Source organism: Acinetobacter sp. AS5, assembly GCF_048957595.1.
In the GTDB taxonomy this organism is placed as follows: Bacteria; Pseudomonadota; Gammaproteobacteria; order Pseudomonadales; family Moraxellaceae; genus Acinetobacter.
In genome coordinates, this window is sequence record NZ_JARDAL010000017.1 from 46290 (window position 1) to 63722 (window position 17433).

The 17433-nt window shown below is 42.5% G+C and carries 19 protein-coding genes; 13 read left to right on the forward strand and 6 right to left on the reverse strand.

Features of this window, described 5'->3' with window-relative positions:
* Window positions 1-5 precede the first annotated feature (5 nt).
* From PV763_RS07080 to rplT, 5 genes are all read left to right on the forward strand, one after another.
* Window positions 6-626 (forward strand): glutathione S-transferase family protein, encoded by a 621-nt coding sequence (locus tag PV763_RS07080; protein ID WP_004732952.1) that lies wholly within the window; start codon window positions 6-8, stop codon window positions 624-626.
* Window positions 627-700: 74 nt separating this feature from the next.
* On the forward strand, window positions 701-991 hold the full coding sequence (locus PV763_RS07085; protein WP_191112218.1) for a hypothetical protein: 291 nt from the start codon (window positions 701-703) through the stop codon (window positions 989-991).
* Between the two features lie 7 nt (window positions 992-998).
* Window positions 999-1421: a YqaA family protein gene (locus PV763_RS07090; RefSeq protein ID WP_191112219.1), complete on the forward strand. Its 423-nt coding sequence runs from the start codon at window positions 999-1001 to the stop codon at window positions 1419-1421.
* A gap of 194 nt (window positions 1422-1615) precedes the next feature.
* Window positions 1616-1810, forward strand: a complete 195-nt coding sequence (rpmI, locus tag PV763_RS07095; protein WP_004278281.1) for a 50S ribosomal protein L35 — start codon at window positions 1616-1618, stop codon at window positions 1808-1810.
* 11 nt (window positions 1811-1821) lie between these two features.
* Window positions 1822-2181, forward strand: coding sequence for a 50S ribosomal protein L20 (rplT, locus tag PV763_RS07100; protein WP_004647525.1), 360 nt, complete (start codon window positions 1822-1824; stop codon window positions 2179-2181).
* Between the two features lie 42 nt (window positions 2182-2223).
* On the opposite strand, the gene PV763_RS07105 is transcribed toward rplT, so the two are convergent.
* From PV763_RS07105 to PV763_RS07115, 3 genes are all read right to left on the reverse strand, one after another.
* Window positions 2224-3315, reverse strand: coding sequence for a helix-turn-helix domain-containing protein (locus PV763_RS07105; RefSeq protein ID WP_191112220.1), 1092 nt, complete (start codon window positions 3313-3315; stop codon window positions 2224-2226).
* A 20-nt stretch (window positions 3316-3335) separates the two neighbouring features.
* Window positions 3336-3941 carry a hypothetical protein gene (locus PV763_RS07110; protein ID WP_005246034.1) on the reverse strand — a complete coding sequence of 202 codons (606 nt, stop codon included), beginning with the start codon at window positions 3939-3941 and terminating at the stop codon, window positions 3336-3338.
* A gap of 196 nt (window positions 3942-4137) precedes the next feature.
* On the reverse strand, window positions 4138-5163 hold the full coding sequence (locus PV763_RS07115) for a hypothetical protein (RefSeq protein WP_191112221.1): 1026 nt from the start codon (window positions 5161-5163) through the stop codon (window positions 4138-4140).
* A 159-nt stretch (window positions 5164-5322) separates the two neighbouring features.
* Here PV763_RS07115 and pheS point away from each other — a divergent pair, with 159 nt between their 5' ends.
* The 3 genes from pheS (at window position 5323) to PV763_RS07130 (ending at window position 9113) form a co-directional block, all read left to right on the forward strand.
* Window positions 5323-6303 carry a phenylalanine--tRNA ligase subunit alpha gene (gene pheS / locus PV763_RS07120; protein WP_004278272.1) on the forward strand — a complete coding sequence of 327 codons (981 nt, stop codon included), beginning with the start codon at window positions 5323-5325 and terminating at the stop codon, window positions 6301-6303.
* A gap of 135 nt (window positions 6304-6438) precedes the next feature.
* Window positions 6439-8820: a phenylalanine--tRNA ligase subunit beta gene (gene pheT / locus PV763_RS07125; RefSeq protein WP_191112222.1), complete on the forward strand. Its 2382-nt coding sequence runs from the start codon at window positions 6439-6441 to the stop codon at window positions 8818-8820.
* Entirely contained in the window at window positions 8817-9113 is a 297-nt protein-coding gene (locus PV763_RS07130; protein ID WP_004278269.1) for an integration host factor subunit alpha, read from the forward strand. The genes pheT and PV763_RS07130 overlap by 4 nt, the downstream gene beginning before the upstream one ends.
* 103 nt (window positions 9114-9216) lie before the next feature.
* Here PV763_RS07130 and PV763_RS07135 read toward each other — a convergent pair whose 3' ends face one another.
* From PV763_RS07135 to trxA, 3 genes are all read right to left on the reverse strand, one after another.
* A complete protein-coding gene (locus tag PV763_RS07135) occupies window positions 9217-9504 on the reverse strand; it encodes a hypothetical protein (RefSeq protein ID WP_153566424.1) in 288 nt (95 codons plus the stop codon).
* A gap of 401 nt (window positions 9505-9905) precedes the next feature.
* The gene (rho, locus tag PV763_RS07140) at window positions 9906-11174 is read right to left on the reverse strand and encodes a transcription termination factor Rho (protein WP_004278267.1); all 1269 of its coding nucleotides are present in this window, start codon (window positions 11172-11174) and stop codon (window positions 9906-9908) included.
* A 322-nt stretch (window positions 11175-11496) separates the two neighbouring features.
* The gene (trxA, locus tag PV763_RS07145) at window positions 11497-11823 is read right to left on the reverse strand and encodes a thioredoxin (protein WP_004278266.1); all 327 of its coding nucleotides are present in this window, start codon (window positions 11821-11823) and stop codon (window positions 11497-11499) included.
* Window positions 11824-12083: 260 nt separating this feature from the next.
* Between trxA and ppx the strand changes: the two genes are divergently transcribed.
* Genes ppx through PV763_RS07170 form a run of 5 tightly spaced genes read left to right on the forward strand, consistent with a single transcriptional unit; the run spans window position 12084 to window position 17203 of the window.
* Window positions 12084-13604 carry an exopolyphosphatase gene (gene ppx / locus PV763_RS07150; protein WP_004278264.1) on the forward strand — a complete coding sequence of 507 codons (1521 nt, stop codon included), beginning with the start codon at window positions 12084-12086 and terminating at the stop codon, window positions 13602-13604.
* A 30-nt stretch (window positions 13605-13634) separates the two neighbouring features.
* Window positions 13635-14459 (forward strand): acetyl-CoA carboxylase carboxyltransferase subunit alpha, encoded by an 825-nt coding sequence (locus PV763_RS07155; protein WP_191112223.1) that lies wholly within the window; start codon window positions 13635-13637, stop codon window positions 14457-14459.
* Window positions 14396-15772, forward strand: coding sequence for a tRNA lysidine(34) synthetase TilS (gene tilS / locus PV763_RS07160; protein WP_191112224.1), 1377 nt, complete (start codon window positions 14396-14398; stop codon window positions 15770-15772). The genes PV763_RS07155 and tilS overlap by 64 nt, the downstream gene beginning before the upstream one ends.
* Window positions 15773-15774: 2 nt before the next feature.
* Window positions 15775-16614: a pyrroline-5-carboxylate reductase gene (gene proC / locus PV763_RS07165; RefSeq protein ID WP_004647533.1), complete on the forward strand. Its 840-nt coding sequence runs from the start codon at window positions 15775-15777 to the stop codon at window positions 16612-16614.
* A gap of 19 nt (window positions 16615-16633) precedes the next feature.
* Window positions 16634-17203, forward strand: a complete 570-nt coding sequence (locus PV763_RS07170; protein ID WP_004278259.1) for a YggT family protein — start codon at window positions 16634-16636, stop codon at window positions 17201-17203.
* Window positions 17204-17433: the final 230 nt, after the last annotated feature.

Consider the following 17433-nt stretch of genomic DNA (forward strand, 5'->3'; position numbering starts at 1 on the left):
AGAAAATGATCGATTTATATTATTGGGGCACCCCCAACGGCCATAAAATTAGTATTGCTCTAGAAGAAATGGGGCTGGAATATCAAATTATTCCCATCAATATTCTGGAAAATGACCAGTTCCAGTCCGATTTTCTGGCTATTTCTCCCAATAATAAAATCCCGGCAATTGTTGATCAGGATGGGCCACATGGCCGCGCCATTTCAATTTTTGAGTCAGGTGCGATCTTGCAATATCTGGGTCGCAAAACAAGTCTGTTTTATCCAGCCGATGAAGTGAAGCGTATTCAGGTCGAACAGTGGCTGATGTGGCAAATGGGCGGTTTGGGGCCGATGCTCGGGCAAAATCATCACTTTAGCCGTTTTGCACCTGAGCGGATTGCTTATGCCACAGAGCGTTATGTCAATGAAAGCAAGCGTTTATATGGGGTGTTGAATAAACAGCTGGTCGGGCAGGAGTATGTGGCTGGCGAATACTCGATTGCAGATATGGCCATTTTCCCTTGGTTATTACGGCATGACTGGCAGCAGATCACTCTGGAAGACTATCCTGAAGTTTCCAAATATATCGATCGTTTGAATGCTCGTCCTGCGGTTCAGAAAGCGTTGGCAATACAGGTCAGTTAAGCGTCTGCCTTTATGTTAAAATAGCCTTAAGCAAATAAAGCCACCCTTACGGTGGTTTTTTATTGGATGGATATATGAACGATTTTCTTCTGAACTTTACCAAGATTGTTGAAAGTAATACCCGAATTTACTGGAGCATTCTTTTCGGCATTGCTGCATGTTTAGTGCTGTATGTTGCTGAAATTGTGCATATCGATCAGATGATTGCTGCCCTAAATACCAAAGATCAGCAGATTCTCCGTACTGCAATTGCACCGCTCAATGAGCAGTATAAGTGGGCGCGGATCATGGCGATGGTGACGGCAGTCGTTTGGTCCAGTTGGGAATACAGTAAAGCCAAGAAAAAAATGGGCTTGAGCCATTAATGCTGTAATGAGCCTATTTTTACTGTTTCTGTCGGCCTTTGGTGCAGCGACCTTACTACCTTTACAGTCTGAAGCGGTTTTGCTGGGGCTTTTAGTGCAGAACAAGCAGCATGCAGTGCTGTTAATTGCCGTGGCCAGTCTGGGCAATATTCTGGGGTCTTGTGTGAACTGGTATCTGGGTCTCAAGATTGAGCATTATAAAAATAAAAAGTGGTTTCCGGTTTCAGAAGACAAGATGCTTAAAGCGCAAGCGACCTATCAGAAATATGGTTACTGGTCTTTATTGCTGAGCTGGGTGCCTATCATTGGTGATCCGATTACTTTGATTGCGGGACTATTAAAAGAAAATTTTGCCCGTTTTTTGCTGATGGTCAGTATTGCCAAAGTTGGCCGTTATCTATTTGTCTATGCGGCCTTTGCCATGTTCTAAACTTGAAAATAGTTTTCCTGATTCAGTCTTGGATATTTTTTCAGACTTAAATCCTAAAATCATTCTTTAAATTCGCTTATTGAATGAAGATGCTTTTGTTTTAAACAAAGATGCTTTAGAATACTCGCTCCCTTACCTGCAGGTCGTTTTGTAATGGTGCAAACGAGCCGAACAGGTGTTCAAAAGAGGTTGTTATGCCTAAGATGAAAACTCGCCGTGGTGCAGCTAAACGCTTTAAAGCGACTGCTAACGGTTTTAAGCGTAAACAAGCGTTCAAACGCCACATTTTGACCAAAAAATCTGCTAAGCGTATTCGTCAATTGCGCGGCTGTGTAATGGTTCACGTAAGTGACGTTGCTTCAGTTCGTCGTATGTGCCCGTACATCTAAGGAGATTATAAATGGCTCGTGTAAAACGTGGTGTACAGGCTCATCGCCGTCACAAAAAAATTCTTGCTCGCGCTAAAGGTTACTATGGTGCTCGTTCACGCGTTTACCGCGTAGCGTTCCAAGCGGTAATCAAAGCTGGTCAATATGCTTACCGTGACCGTCGTCAGAAGAAACGTCAATTCCGCGCTTTGTGGATTGCACGTATCAATGCTGGTGCTCGTCAAAATGGTTTGTCGTACAGCCGTATGATCGCTGGCTTGAAAAAAGCTCAAGTGATTATCGACCGTCGCGTACTTGCTGACATCGCTATGCATGACGCAGTTGCGTTTGCTGCTTTAGCTTCTAAAGCTAAAGATGCATTGGCTGCATAAGTCTTTATGACTTGAAAAAGACCGCTTTTAGCGGTCTTTTTTTTAGATAATTTTAAGTTTCCTTTCCTGAGTATGAAATTTCATATTGGTAAGCTTTTCGAGCATAGAAATAGAAATATTTAACTCATTGGAAATTTCTTCAGCAGAAATACCATCATCTAATATAATATTTAAAGCTTCTTGAAGAAGAGTAGGAGTTTCGATAGGCATACTAATATCCTCCGATTCCTGTCTTGCCTCGCCATTGACTCTTAGGTGGATAGCACCAGTTTTATATTGATTGTCATCAATTAGATTAAGTTGCTTTGCTCTATATAGAATAGCTGCTTTACTAATTCCCCAAATTCTTTTGAATTCACTCATTTTATTCCAATCAAACCTTCCACCTTTAAATAAGATTGGAAAATTTGTTCTTAGCATGGATTGAGGTAATAGTAGTGCACTAGAAAATCTATGCGCTTGAGACTCAGTTAGGTTGTCGCCAGTAGTAACTCCATTATGAAGTACCATATGACCTATCTCATGTGCAATATCAAATCTTTGTCTGCAGGCACTTTTTTTACTAGTGTTTCGAACAATAATAGGTCTTTGACAAATCAATGATAAAGCATCAACTTCACTTGAAATAGAGTCAAAATCAGTTATAACAATGCCAATATCTTCACAGAACTCCGTTAAATTTTCGATGGGAGCTAAATTTAAATCAAATTGTTTTCTAAATTCCTCTGCAATTTTCTCAATTTGCTCACCTGTTAATTGATTATGATCAATTTCAATAGAATTAATTAAATATTCGGGCAAATCCACATGATGTTCAATATATCTAATTAACCGATTTAATTGTTCTGCTCTAGAAATAACGACTTGTTTTGCAAACTGTCGTGATGATTTAAGACTACGAAAATGGATTTGGTCTTCTTGTAAAGGAGAATGTACTTGATAGAAAAAATCTTTCTTTACATTAAAAATATCACATAACTCATTTAACAGTTCCTCAGTAGGATAACTAAGACCTGTTTCGAGTTTATGTATATATTGTTTTGACTTTTGAACTTTAGCTGCTACGTCTTCAAGTGATAACTCATTAAATAAACGCAGCAGTTTTAGTTCTAATCCATTAAAGGAATTAAACATTGTGGAACCTAATAATTGATTCAATTCTCTTGTGATTTGTTAGCTTTATTACGTTTACTAGATAGATTTCTAGTGCGTTTTTTGCCATTACTATCAGGGGTAAACAAATCATTTGTTTGAATTGAAGGAGCAAAGCTAGATGAATTATATTCCCAGAAAGCGACTATATTTTCGTTAATGTCATAGCTGACAAAACGGACAGTGGCTAATGGGAATCCATCTTCATCAATTGAATACATGAGTAAGAAATTGGAATAGCAAGGTAAGCCAACTTCATTGAAAAGGCTTAATTGTTCTGTTAAGACAAATGCACCTTTCTTGGTTGGATAAAAATAATTCTTTTCCTCAAAAAAACGACAAGGTGTTTGTCCTACTTTGAAAATAAATTTATTCGTTTTATCAACTATTTCAAATTTGTAAGGACAAGAATCATTGAGGAATTCTCTTTTCAAACAATTATGAGTTCTCTTAAAGAAAACAGTACCAAAGGTATAATTGTCATCATCAATATCACGGGTGTCTCGAAAACTTTTATCGAAACACTGAAGCATTAATTTTGCAATATAAGTTAACTTGTCATCTGTTAACTCTTTATCAAATGTTGAAGGGTGGGGGTATTTGACCATAAATAACGTATCCTTTACTTAATGTAATGTGGAAATCCTAAGTAGCGAATTTTTAATTTATTTCATTTTTATAAAAACGTCAACCAAATTATTTCTGATTATAGAAAAAGTCAACCAATTTTGACTTTGTCCATTAATTTTTTAAAATTTCTTGTGTTTAAAAAAGCTGCTAAAAAAATAGCTTCTTAAAATTCTTTTAAAGCCCGAAATAGTAACCAATCAGACAGATAATCACGGTAATCACAATTAAGGTCACTACATTTGCAGAAGAACTGGCTTTACCTGGATCTTGAGGTTTTTCTGCTTTAGAAATTTTTGGTGAACGATCTTCAGTACTCATACCGACAAATGGGTCAGGTGCAACTTTAGGTGTTAGCTGTGCAGTTTTATAGTGGTTGGCGACTTTGCTGATGAATTTAGCACTTAAATCATCAATTTTTTGCGAAAAATGTCGCAGATTGAGTTGCTGCTCCGGGCTGAGTACTTCGCCATCTGCACGATAGGGATGCTGGATTTTAGTTTGAATAAAGTCGTTTAAGGCGTCTAGGCGGTACAAAGTCTGGTGAGCATAATCCGCTGAATAGTCAGTGGGAATTAAGGCCAAATGACTTTCGCTATCGGCCTGAATGGCAGGCATGGTACCGTAATAAGGCAAATTGGTATACGCCGGCTCGATAAAATCTTGGGCAAGGCTACTTTCAAACAGTTCATGATCGGTATAGGTCTGGATATCATCCCAGTTTGGCGCTTCTAGATCCACATCAATGCGCTTGGCCAGTTTGGGATTTAACTCATAACACCAGAATGTTTCATGGCGTAAAGGGGATTGTTGTGATTTAGGCGCTTCGTAGTCATTGTCCGCGCTGTACCATTCAGGCAGTTCTTTACCAATGATCCAGGCAGTTTTGGTTTTGGCATCATGACTGACAATAAAATGCGCTAGTGGTAATAGCTCGACATTGGCATTCGGATTTTTTTCATCAACCAGTAAATCAGAGCGATGCAAACTCAGTCGGCGTACACCTTGTTTTTTCAGACCTTCCAGCCAGATCTGGAAATGCTGGGCCAGCAGATGTTGTGACATCAGATCCCGAAAGGCAAACTGATGCTGATTAAAAATGGAATGTTGAATCCAACGATTGAAACTCAGGTCCTGAGTCAAATACTCATTGCCGTAAGTGACGAGGGTCAGTTGCTGTTTCCAAATTTGATCGAGTGCCATAGTGATTTGATCTGATTGATATTGTGTTTATCTTATACTTTTTATATTTAATCACGCCAATCTAATTTTCCTTAAAACGCATCTTCATCAAAGTGTCTAAAAACTGTTAGAATGTGGGGTTTTTAAAATATTTTTTAACCTGTTGCTTTGAGAGTTACTATGTCACTGGAAGCCCTGACCACTGAAGCGCTCGCTGCGATTGCAGCAGCTCAAGACCTTGCTGCACTTGATCAAGTACGAGTGCAATTTACGGGGAAAAAAAGCCAGCTCGCGGAACAATCTAAGTCGCTTGGTAAAATGGATCCTGAAGAACGTAAAGTCTTCGGCGCACAAATCCATGCTGTACGTGAAACCATTACCGCTGCATTGACATCACGTCAGGCAGAACTGCATAAAGCTGCCTTAGAACAAAAACTGGCAAGCGAAACCATTGATATTACTTTACCAGGTCGTGGCCAGCAGGTGGGCAGTATCCATCCAGTGACCCAGGTGCAAGAGCGTATTTGCCAGTTCTTTACCAAGGCAGGTTTTACGGTTGCAACAGGTCCTGAAGTTGAAGATGACTATCACAACTTTGAAGCACTGAACATTCCGGGGCATCACCCGGCGCGTGCCATGCACGATACTTTCTATTTCGATGTGAACCATTTGTTGCGTACGCATACGTCTGGTGTGCAGATTCGTACCATGGAAACACAGCAGCCACCAATCCAGATCGTGTGTCCGGGCCGTGTTTACCGTTGTGATTCGGATCAAACTCACTCGCCGATGTTCCATCAGATCGAAGGTTTATACGTGGCTGAAAATACCAGCTTTGCGGAACTGAAAGGTTTGCTGATTAACCTGCTGAACGAATTCTTCGAAAAAGATTTGAAAGTACGTTTCCGTCCATCTTATTTCCCGTTCACCGAGCCGAGTGCGGAAGTGGATATTATGGATGAACGCGGTCGCTGGTTGGAAGTATTGGGCTGCGGTATGGTACATCCAAATGTGCTGCAAGCTGCAGGCATTGATCCTGAAAAATACAAAGGCTTTGCTTTTGGTCTGGGTGTTGAACGTTTTGCAATGCTTCGTTATGGCGTGAATGACTTACGTATGTTCTTCCAAAACGATGTGCGTTTCTTACGCCAGTTTGCTTAAAACTTTTTAATAATCCTCTCCTAACCTCTCCTTTTAAAAAGGAGAGGGACTCCGCGAAATAGATGGAGTTCTTCCCCTTTGGAAAATGGGGGGCAGAGGGGGATTCTAGAGATTTGAATTACAGGTTTTATATCAATGAAAATTAGCGAAAATTGGCTACGCACATGGGTCAACCCAGCCATCGATAGCGATAAACTTTCTGATCAATTGACCATGTTAGGTCTTGAAGTTGATGACTTATCTCCTGCAGCGAAACCCTTTACTGGTGTAGTAGTGGGGGAAGTCCTGACAGTAGAACAACATCCTGATGCAGATCGCTTGCGTGTGACCACTGTCAATATCGGTTCTGGTGAACCATTGCAAATTGTATGTGGTGCGCCAAACGTACGTGCCGGCATGAAAGCGCCAGTTGCGACTATCGGTGCAGTACTTCCGGGTGATTTCAAAATCAAGAAAGGCAAGCTTCGTGGTATCGAGTCACAAGGCATGCTGTGCGGCGCTTCAGAAATCGATTTGGAAGATAAAATCGATGGTCTGTTAGAGCTGCCTGCAGATGCACCAGTAGGTATGAACATCCGTGAATATCTGGATCTTGATGATAACGTGATTGACATCAGCATCACACCAAACCGTGGTGACTGTTTCAGTATTCGCGGGATCGCACGTGAAATTGGTGTGATTAACCAGCTTCCGGTGACTGCGCCTGAAATTAAAGAAGTTACTGCAACTATTAGCGACGAAAAGAAAGTCGTTGTGTCAACTGAAGGCTGCCCACGTTACTTAGGTCGTGTGATCAAGAATGTGAATACCAAAGCACCAACGCCTGAATGGATGGAGCGTGCATTGGCACGTTCAGGTATCCGTCAGCACAGCATTCTGGTCGATATTACCAACTATGTATTAATCGAGCTTGGTCAACCGCTACACGCATTTGATGGTGGTAAAGTGCAAGGCGCGGTACACGTACGTCAAGCGACGGAAGCTGAAAAGTTAGTTTTGCTCAATGAACAAGAAGTTGAACTCAACGAAAAAGTGATGGTGATTGCAGATGATGAAAAAGCATTGGCCATTGCCGGTATTATGGGTGGCTTGTCTTCAGCAGTCAGCGATGCAACCACTGAAATTTTCCTGGAATCAGCATTCTTCGCACCACTGCATATTGCCGGTCGTGCACGTAGCTTTGGCCTGCATACTGATGCTTCTCAGCGTTATGAACGTGGCGTCGATTTTGAATTGCCATTGATCGCTATGCACCGCGCATCACAATTGATTGCGGAACTTGCTGGCGGTGAGTTCGGACCAATTACAGTTGCCGAAAATGCAGCCCTATTGCCAACACGCGACGCAATTGAGTTGAATCAAGCACAAGTCGATCAACTGCTAGGTTATAGTGTTGATTCAGCGTTCATTACTGATGCTTTAACCCGTTTAGGTTGTGATGTAACTGTTAAAACAGAAGGCGAGTGGTTAGTGGTTCCACCGTCACATCGTTATGATATGGTGATTTACCAGGACTTGATCGAAGAAGTGGCGCGTATTCACGGTTATGACAATATTCAAATCAGCCTGCCTGTGATTGATGTGAAATTGGCGAAATACCAAGATCAATTTGAATTGGGTCAACTCCGTCAAACTGCCGTAACTTTAGGTTACCAAGAAGCGATCAGCTTTAGCTTCGCAGACCTAAAACTTGAAAAGCAACTTAATTCCAGTGTGAATCCATTAGCATTAGCCAATCCAATTTCAAGTGATTTGGCGGTGATGCGTTCAACCTTGCTGTCTAGCCTGATTCCTTGTGTGCAGTACAATGTTAACCGTCAGCAAAGTCGTGTACGCTTCTTTGAACTGGGTCTGCGTTTTGACTATCAAGAAGCTCGCAGCATCCATGATTTAAAACAGATTCCAACCTTTGCCCTGATTGCAACAGGTTCACGTACCCCTGAGTCTTGGCATGGCAAGGCACAGCCAATGGACTTCTTTGACTTTAAGGGTGATGTAGAAGAAATTCTGGCTGCTGGTCGTGTCAACGTAGAATATGTGCGTTCAGAGCGTAGCTGGTTGCACCCAGGGCAATCCGCAGAAATTCTCGTGAATGGTCAATCAATTGGTTACTTGGGGCGTTTACATCCCTCACTTGAAGACGAACTTGATCTGGCAACCACATGGGTAGCAGAATTGGATCAAGCGGCTGTTTTGCAAACTTATGTATCTAATTTTACAGAATTATCACGTTTTCCATCGGTTCGACGTGATATTGCGCTTTTAATTAGTGATAAGATTAATGTTAGCGAAATTCAGGGACTTATCGAAAAAACAGGCGGAGAGCTTTTAGACTCAACTTGGTTGTTCGATGTGTACACTGGACAAGGAGTAGAAGAAGGGAAACGCTCACTGGCATTTGCACTTCTCTGGCAGCATCCAAGCCGTACACTGGAAGATGCTGAAATTAAATCAGGTATGGATAATATCCTTCAAGTGTTAGAAAACACTTACCAAGCGACATTGAGGGCTTCATGACAGCACTAACTAAAGCAGAAATGGCTGATCATTTAAGTGAGCTCACGAGTTTAAACCGTCGTGAAGCAAAACAAATGGTTGAGTTGTTCTTCGATGAGATTAGCCAGGCGCTCATCTCAGGCGAGCAAGTAAAACTTTCGGGTTTTGGTAATTTCGAGTTGCGTGACAAGCGTCAACGTCCAGGCCGTAACCCGAAAACGGGTGAAGAGATTCCGATTTCTGCACGCCGCGTGGTCACCTTTCGTGCCGGACAGAAGTTCCGTCAACGTGTGGGAAATGAGCAGGTCAACTGATCTGCTTTTTTAAAAACTGGAATCTAATATTTTTAATTTTCAGTTTTTAAAATAAAAAAGAGAGCCAAAGGCTCTCTTTTTTTGTACTGAATAATCTAGAAGATTATTGAGCAGCAGCTTCAGAAGCAGCAGTAGCGTCAGCAGCAGCGTCAACAGCAACTGCAGCAGCAGCGTCAGCTTCAGCAACAGCAGCAGCATCAGAAGCAGCAACTTCAGAAGTAGCTTCTACAGCAGCAGCATCAGCAGCAGCTTCAGCTTCAGAAGCAGCTTCTACAGCTTCAGATGCAGCTTGGTTAGCGTCAGCAGCAGCGTCGTCAGCTTTTTTAGCACAACCAACGAAAGCTAGAGTAGTAGCAACTGCAGCAGCAATAGCGATTTTTTTGAATAACATGGCATCACTCTCTAAAAATTGAGATTAAAAAAAACCAAAGTTAGTCTGTTAAGTGCTTTTATTGTTCCTAATTGTGTTAGGGACTAACAACGCAGGAGCAGTCTAACTGGTCTGCAAATATGCTATCACTGCGCATTTTTAATTGCTACTGGCAATGATCAAAAAAGTACGGAAAAACGATAAAAAATAAGAAGTTTTTAACAGAAAATAACAATGGAATGAAAGATTTAGATTGGAGAAAGGCTTATTAAATACTTAAAAGTTATACAATTTTTAATCTGAATATTTTATTAATCAAAAACTTAAAAATAAGTTTACATAAATCAGGCTTCATTGTTTCATTCTGTAATTTATGTCAACCTAAAAAAGGCCACCGTTTAGATGACCTTTCATTTAAAATTTTAATTTGAAGCTTTGCGTTTCATCTGATCAAAGAAATCATCATTGGTCTTGGTTTCTTTCATACGATCCAGTAAGAATTCCATTGCCGCCAATTCGTCTTGAGTATGCAGCAGCTTACGCAGAATCCAGACTTTACGCAGATTGTCTTCTGACATCAGGCGTTCTTCACGACGAGTACCAGATTTCTTGATGTTCATTGCAGGGAACACGCGTTTTTCAGCAATACGACGATCAAGGGTAATTTCCTGGTTACCTGTACCTTTGAATTCTTCGTAAATCACTTCATCCATTTTACTACCGGTTTCAATCAGGGCAGTAGAAATGATGGTCAGTGAACCGCCTTCTTCGATATTACGTGCAGCACCGAAGAAACGTTTAGGGCGTTCTAAGGCATGTGCATCCACACCACCAGTCAGTACTTTGCCTGATGAAGGAATCACAGTGTTATAAGCACGTGCCAGACGGGTAATCGAGTCAAGCAAAATCACCACATCTTTCTTATGTTCAACCAGACGTTTTGCTTTTTCAATCACCATTTCAGCGACTTGAACGTGACGTGCAGGAGATTCATCAAAGGTAGAAGCCACGACTTCACCACGAACCGTACGCTCCATCTCAGTCACTTCTTCTGGACGCTCATCAATTAGGAGAACGATCAGAATAACTTCAGGATTATTGCGAACGATGGACTGTGCAATGCTTTGCAGCAGCATGGTTTTACCCGCTTTCGGCGGAGCCACAATAATTGAACGCTGGCCTTTACCAATCGGTGCAACTAAGTCGATCACACGGGTGGTTAAATCTTCAGTGGTGCCATTGCCCAACTCCATCACCAACTGTTCAGTCGGGAATAATGGCGTCAAGTTTTCAAACAGAATCTTGTTACGTGAATTTTCAGGTGTGTCGTAGTTAATTTGATTGACTTTAAGTAAAGCAAAATAACGTTCGCCTTCTTTCGGCGGGCGAATGGTGCCAGTAATGGTGTCGCCAGTACGGAGGTTAAAACGACGAATTTGAGAAGGGCTGACATAAATATCGTCAGGACCTGCTAAATAAGAACCTGCGGCTGAGCGTAAAAAGCCAAAACCATCTGACAAAATTTCTAGAACGCCATCACCAAAAATCTCTTCGCCATTCATTGCATGACGTTTTAAGATGGCAAAAATAATGTCTTGCTTACGGTTACGAGCCATACCTTCGAGGCCCATAAACTCGGCAATCTTGATGAGTTCGCCAATCGGTTTTTTCTTGAGTTCGGTTAAATTCATAGGTGGTCAGATAGAATCAAAGTTCTGAGGTACAGGTTAGAAAGGGAGTAACATTCGGCCGCATACCAGCATTCAAACGAAAGCAATTGAATTTGCAAAAGAACAATTCAGAGATCTGTTTGAGTGTTTCAAAGAAAAATGTGGAAAACAATTTCTATTGCCGAGCGGCATCTTATGTAATGTGTCTTGTAAGAAATTGACAGGATTTAGGATCCTTTATCTCTTGAGTAGCGAATATAAGAGAAAATGCCAGGTTTGTCAATTTATAGCCGAAAAAAATACGCGAGCATGAGTCGCGTATTTTTTACTAAAAATGCTGTGCTTAGATATTGTCATCAATAAATGCAGTCAGTTTAGATTTTGGTGCAGCACCGACTTGAGTCGCAACAACTTCACCATTTTTGAACATCAACAAAGCCGGGATGTTACGGATGTTGAAATTCACAGCAGTTTGTTCGCAAGAAGTTACGTCAACTTTCACGATTTTAACTTTGCCTTGGTATTCATCAGCAAGCACTTCAAGTACAGGTGCGATTGCTTTACATGGTGCACACCAGCCTGCCCAAAAGTCCACCAGTACAGGAACGTCTGATTGAAGAACGTCTGCTTCGAAGTTTGCGTCAGTAGTGTTTACGATGTTGCCAGACATGGAATGTGCTCCAGATTAATATTTTAAAGATAACTAATTATTAGTATTACATAGCCATCTTTAACAATGTAGGGGAATCTGTAAATTTTCAATGCTTAATGTTATTTTGTCTAATGGATGATCACGATAGTGATGATCGTGTCTCACTATTATTCCCGATAAAAAAAAGAATAAGGCATTAAATTGTCGCTACAAATGGCTTTTAAATTGCATGCATGTGAATTACTCTAAGCACAATTCGTTAAAGGTTTATTTCTGGAATGTCTGACTTTTTGATTGATGAAGAATTACTTGCCGCCATCGATATGGGATCAAACAGCTTTCATTTGGCCATCGCCCGTGTAGATCATGGTGAAGTGAAGAAAGTGGCATCAATGTCAGAAAAAGTTCAGCTTGCCGCAGGACTAGACGAAAATAAGAATTTAACCGAAGCCGCCCAGCAACGCGGTTTGGCCTGTCTGGCCCGTTTTGTAGGGCGTTTAGGTGCCGTTCAGCCGAACCGATTACGGATCGTGGCGACGAATGCTTTACGTCAAGCCAAAAATGGTCATGAATTTATCCAGAAAGCCGCAGAAATTTTACCGAAACCGATCGAAATTATTGCCGGCCGTGAAGAAGCCCGTCTGATTTATCTGGGTGTATCGCATACCATGGCCAACAGTGGTCGTCGTCTGGTGGTTGACATCGGTGGCGGTTCAACTGAGCTGATTATCGGTGAAGAATTCGAGCCGATTCATACCGAATCGGTACAAATGGGCTGTGTGGCATTTACCAAAGCTTATTTTCAGGATGGTGAAATCAGCGCCAAAGCTTTTGATAAAGCAGTTACTGCGGCACGTAAAGAAATTTCCGGAATTGCCAATACTTATAAAGAAGCCGGTTGGGATGCTGTCGTCGGCTCGAGTGGTACGATTAAAGCCTGCCGCCAGATTTGCGTTAATATGGGCTGGAGCAATGATCGCGAACAGTTGACGCGTGAAGGCCTGGAAAAGCTCAAAGATAAACTGCTTAAATATAAATATGTCTCGGACATGGAATTCGAAGGTCTGAAAGATGATCGTCGTGCCGTTTTACCCGCCGGCATTGCCATTCTCTATGCAGTCTTTGATGTATTGGGGATTGATCATTTGGTCTATTCGGATGGTGCGCTACGTGAAGGCGTGATGTATGACTTGCTTGGCCGTTTCAAGCATGAGGATATCCGTGATCGTTCCGTACATGCCTTGATTGGTCGATACAATGCCGATGCCAAGCAGGCTGAGCGTGTGGTTCAGACGGCACAGAAACTGTTTAATGACGTGGCCAGTGAACTCGGTTTGAGTGTTGAAGATAGTGACCTGTTGCGTCGTGCTGCCTATCTGCATGAGATTGGTTTGGCCATTAGTCACAGTGGCTATCATCGTCATGGCGCGTATTTATTACAACACTCGGATATTGCCGGTTTCTCGCAAGTTGATCAAAATCATTTGTCACATTTGGTCGCGCACCATCGGCGTAAATTGCGCGCTGATGCCAAGATTGATGTGATGAAAGTCGGTGGATCTAAACTTTTATGGTTATGTTTGCTGCTTCGTCTGTCGGTTTTGGTCAATCACAGTCGTAGCGATGAGATGCTTCCTGCCATTGAACTCAAGGTTGAAAATGCGCAACAATGGCAACTCAGCGTGTCTGGTGATGCCAAGCAATGGCCATTGCTGGTAGCTGAACTGCACGATGAACAGCAGCAATTTAAAAATTGGGAGATTGAACTCTCGATTCAATCCGAACAGTTTGTTAATTAATACCTTTATAGGGATGAAAACGGTTAACCTATGAAAAATAAAGCAACTCCATCAAAAGCATGGGCGACAGTGCAGATTGCACGTCATCCAGAACGTCCACAATTCCTGGACTATGTGGGTGAAATATTCACTGAATTTGATGCTTTACATGGTGACCGCCTATATGGTGATGATGGCGCGATGATCGGTGGTCTGGCTCGTTTCGATGGTCAACCGGTGATGATCGTTGGTCAGCATCGTGGTCGTAGCACCCGTGAAAAATTACAGCATAATTTTGGCATGAGTAACCCGGAAGGTTATCGTAAGGCACAGCGTCTGCTAGACATGGCAGAGCGTTTTAACCTGCCAGTCTTTACTTTTATTGACACTATGGGCGCTTATCCGGGTGTCGGTGCAGAAGAACGTGGTCAGGCTGAAGCGATTGCCACCAGTCTGGCTCAGCTTTCTAATTTGAAAGTACCTGTGATTGCAACTGTACTGGGTGAAGGCGGTTCAGGTGGTGCGCTGGGTATTGGGGTAGCAGATCGTGTGGTGATGCTCTCTCACAGTATTTATTCGGTGATTTCACCGGAAGGCTGTGCCTCAATTCTTTGGAAAACCGCTGAAAAAGCTGAACAGGCTAGTGAAGCCTTGGCTCTGACTGCAGAAAAATTGCAGAAAATGGGTATTGTAGAATATGTGGTGGATGAAGGTGAGGGTGCTCACTTAAATCCGGATCAGGTCATGAACAGCTTGAAAGCAGTGCTGAAAGACGCTTTGAATGAACTGCAACCAATGGAAGCGCAAGCACGATGCGAAGCACGTTACCAACGTTTGATGAAGTTTGGCAGCGACAATTTAGGTCTGGTTTCTTAAAACAACTGCAGGACTTTCCTGCAGAGACAAAATTTCTCATCGGATGCAGTGGTGGCGTAGATTCTATGCTGTTGCTGCATCTGATGTTTTTTTTATGCCCGGAAAAAGTTCGGGCGATTTATGTCGATCACCAGTTGCAAGCAGTCAGTGCGGATTGGGGTGAGTTCGTTGCGGATCAATGTCAGCAACTGAATATTTCCTGCATCATCCAGCCGGTCAATGTCGCCAGTGGTAATCTGGAACAGCAAGCGCGCAATTCACGTTATCAGGCCTATCGACAACATTTGCAAGCGGATGAAATGTTGGTGCTAGCACATCATCAGCAGGATCAGGCGGAAACCTTGATGCTGCGTCTATTATCGGGTGCTGGTATAGATGGTTTAGCAGCCATGAAACAAATCGATGTACGTGAAAATCTCACGATTTGGCGACCATTGCTGGATATTTCCCGTGAGCAAATTTGCCAATGGGCATCAGAGCTGAATGTTCAGAATATTGAAGATCCAACCAATGATGATACTCATTATGACCGGGCCTGGGCACGCCAGACCCTGTGGCCGGTATTAAGCGAACGTTATCCTAAAATGCAAACTGCCTTGGTGCGAACCAGTGAGTTAATGCAGGATGCTCAAAACATTTTAAAAGAAGTGCTGCAACAGGATTTAGCATCTTGTGGGACTGAAATGCAGCTCGATCTTGGTAAATTTCTACAGCTTTCAAAATCACGACAACGTCAATTACTCTCTGCCTGGATGAAAGGTAAACAACAGTATCGTCCATCCTTAGATATGGTAAAGCGTTTGCAATGCGAAGTGATTTATGCCAAGCAAGATGCTCAGGCAGCATTGCATTGGCAAGGCTTTTATTATGTACGCTATCAGCAGCAATTATATCGTTTGACCGCAGAGACCTATTTAGCCGAGCAGCAACAGGTTCAAACTAGTCCGGAAAGTATAAAATTCGCTTTAAAAGACTGTGTGCAGGTTTTGTCAGGGAAATTTATCATCGCGCCTGCACAGTTCGGTTTATCTCCTGCATTATTGCAGCAAGCTTTGCATTTACAGCAGAGGCAGGGTGGCGAAAAAATTCATTTATATGGCCGTGTCGGTACCTGGCCGCTGAAAAAAGCTATTCAGGAAGCGCAAATATTTCCCTGGGCTCGGCATACTATTCAAATATTAAGCACAGATAATGTTATGCTAGGCGTGTTTACCCCTAAAGGATTTTGGTTGGCCCAATCTGCATATTGTGAAGCAGGTGGATGGCTGCCGATGTCGGTTTCTTCAACTTTAGAACTCAACGATGAGCATTGAACATGAGTGCAGCTTTAAATTGTAATATCTGTTTTATTGGTGGCGGTAATATGGCCCAAGCCTTAATTGGCGGTCTGATTTCACGTGGTTTGCCAGCAACACGTATTACAGTTTCTGATCCGGTCGAAAAAGTCCGTGCTTTATTGGCGGAAAAAGAAATTAATGTGACCGGGGATAATAGCGCTGCAATTCAGGATGCAGATATCGTCGTATTGGCGGTAAAACCTCAGGTTTTGGCTCAAGTGCTGCAACCCTTAAAAGGTCTGGTTAATAATAAGCTGATTATTTCCATTGTTGCCGGTGCAGAAATTGCCACATTGTCAGCATTGTTGGGGACAGAGCGTATTGTCCGGGTCATGCCGAACACGCCAGCATTGGTACAGACCGGGGCTCATGGTTTATATGCCAATGCATTTGTGGAAACGAGTGACCGTGAGCTAGCCAGTCAGGTTCTGGCGTCGACCGGACTGACCATTTGGGTCGACTCAGAAGCACAAATTGATGCAGTCACTGCAGTCTCGGGTTCGGGTCCGGCTTACTTTTTCTATATGATGGAAAGTATGATTCGTGCGGGTAAAAATTTAGGTCTGGATGAAAAAGTTGCAACTGCACTCACCTTGCAGACGGCTTTAGGGGCGGCGCAAATGGCGATTACCAGTTCGAATACGCCCGCTGAGTTACGTAAAAATGTGACTTCTCCAAATGGGACTACACAGGCCGCACTTGAAGTCTTTGATCGCGCCCAGATTTCTCAAAATATTCAGGCGGCACTTGCCGCTGCACAAAAACGCAGTCAAGAACTGGCACAAGAGCTCAGTGAAAGCAGCAAATCTTCAGTTTAATTTTTAGGAACGTTCAAGTATGGGTGCAAATTCTGCGCTAATTTTTGGCATTATCATTAACGTCGCGATTTTGCTCGTATTCTTCCGATTTTTAATGCAACTGGCAGCGGTCAGTCCTTACAATCCTGTGGTTCTTTCTACTGTGAAAGCCACTAAAATTGTAGATGTATTTGGTCGAATTTTCCCAACTTTGGCCAAAGGTCGAGTCAGTACTGCTGCTTTGGCATTACTGGTCGTGCTCTATCTGCTTAAAATTTTTGGCATGATGTATCTGTCAGGGGGGATGCCGAATGGGCCTGTCCATCTGATTATTCTGACTTTTGTTACCATGATGCAGGATCTTATCCGTTTCTGTCGTTATTTGATTTTCGCTACGATTATCTTAAGTTGGGTGGTGATGTTTACTCAGTCTCGTTCGCCTTATATTGAAGTCGTGCAAGAGCTGGCTGAGCCTTTACTGGCGCCATTCCGTCGTATCATGCCAAATATGGGGATGATTGACCTTTCTCCAATCTTCGCTATTTTAACTTTGATTATTATCGAAATGATTATGAACCAGGTGGCGATTGTATTGCTTACCGGTCTTTAATCGGATCCAAATAAAAAGGACGCTGAGGCGTCCTTTTTTATTTGCTCCTCCCTTTAGAAAAGGGAAGTTGGGAAGGATTTGTTAAACTTCCCAAACGGTGAACAAGTTTTAATCGCAGTACAAGAAGATGGGATATTAACCTCTCCCTAACCCTAACCCTCTCCTGAGAGGAGAGGGGATACCTTTAAAATAATATTGGTTTTCACTCTCTCTCCCAGAGGGGGGAGGGC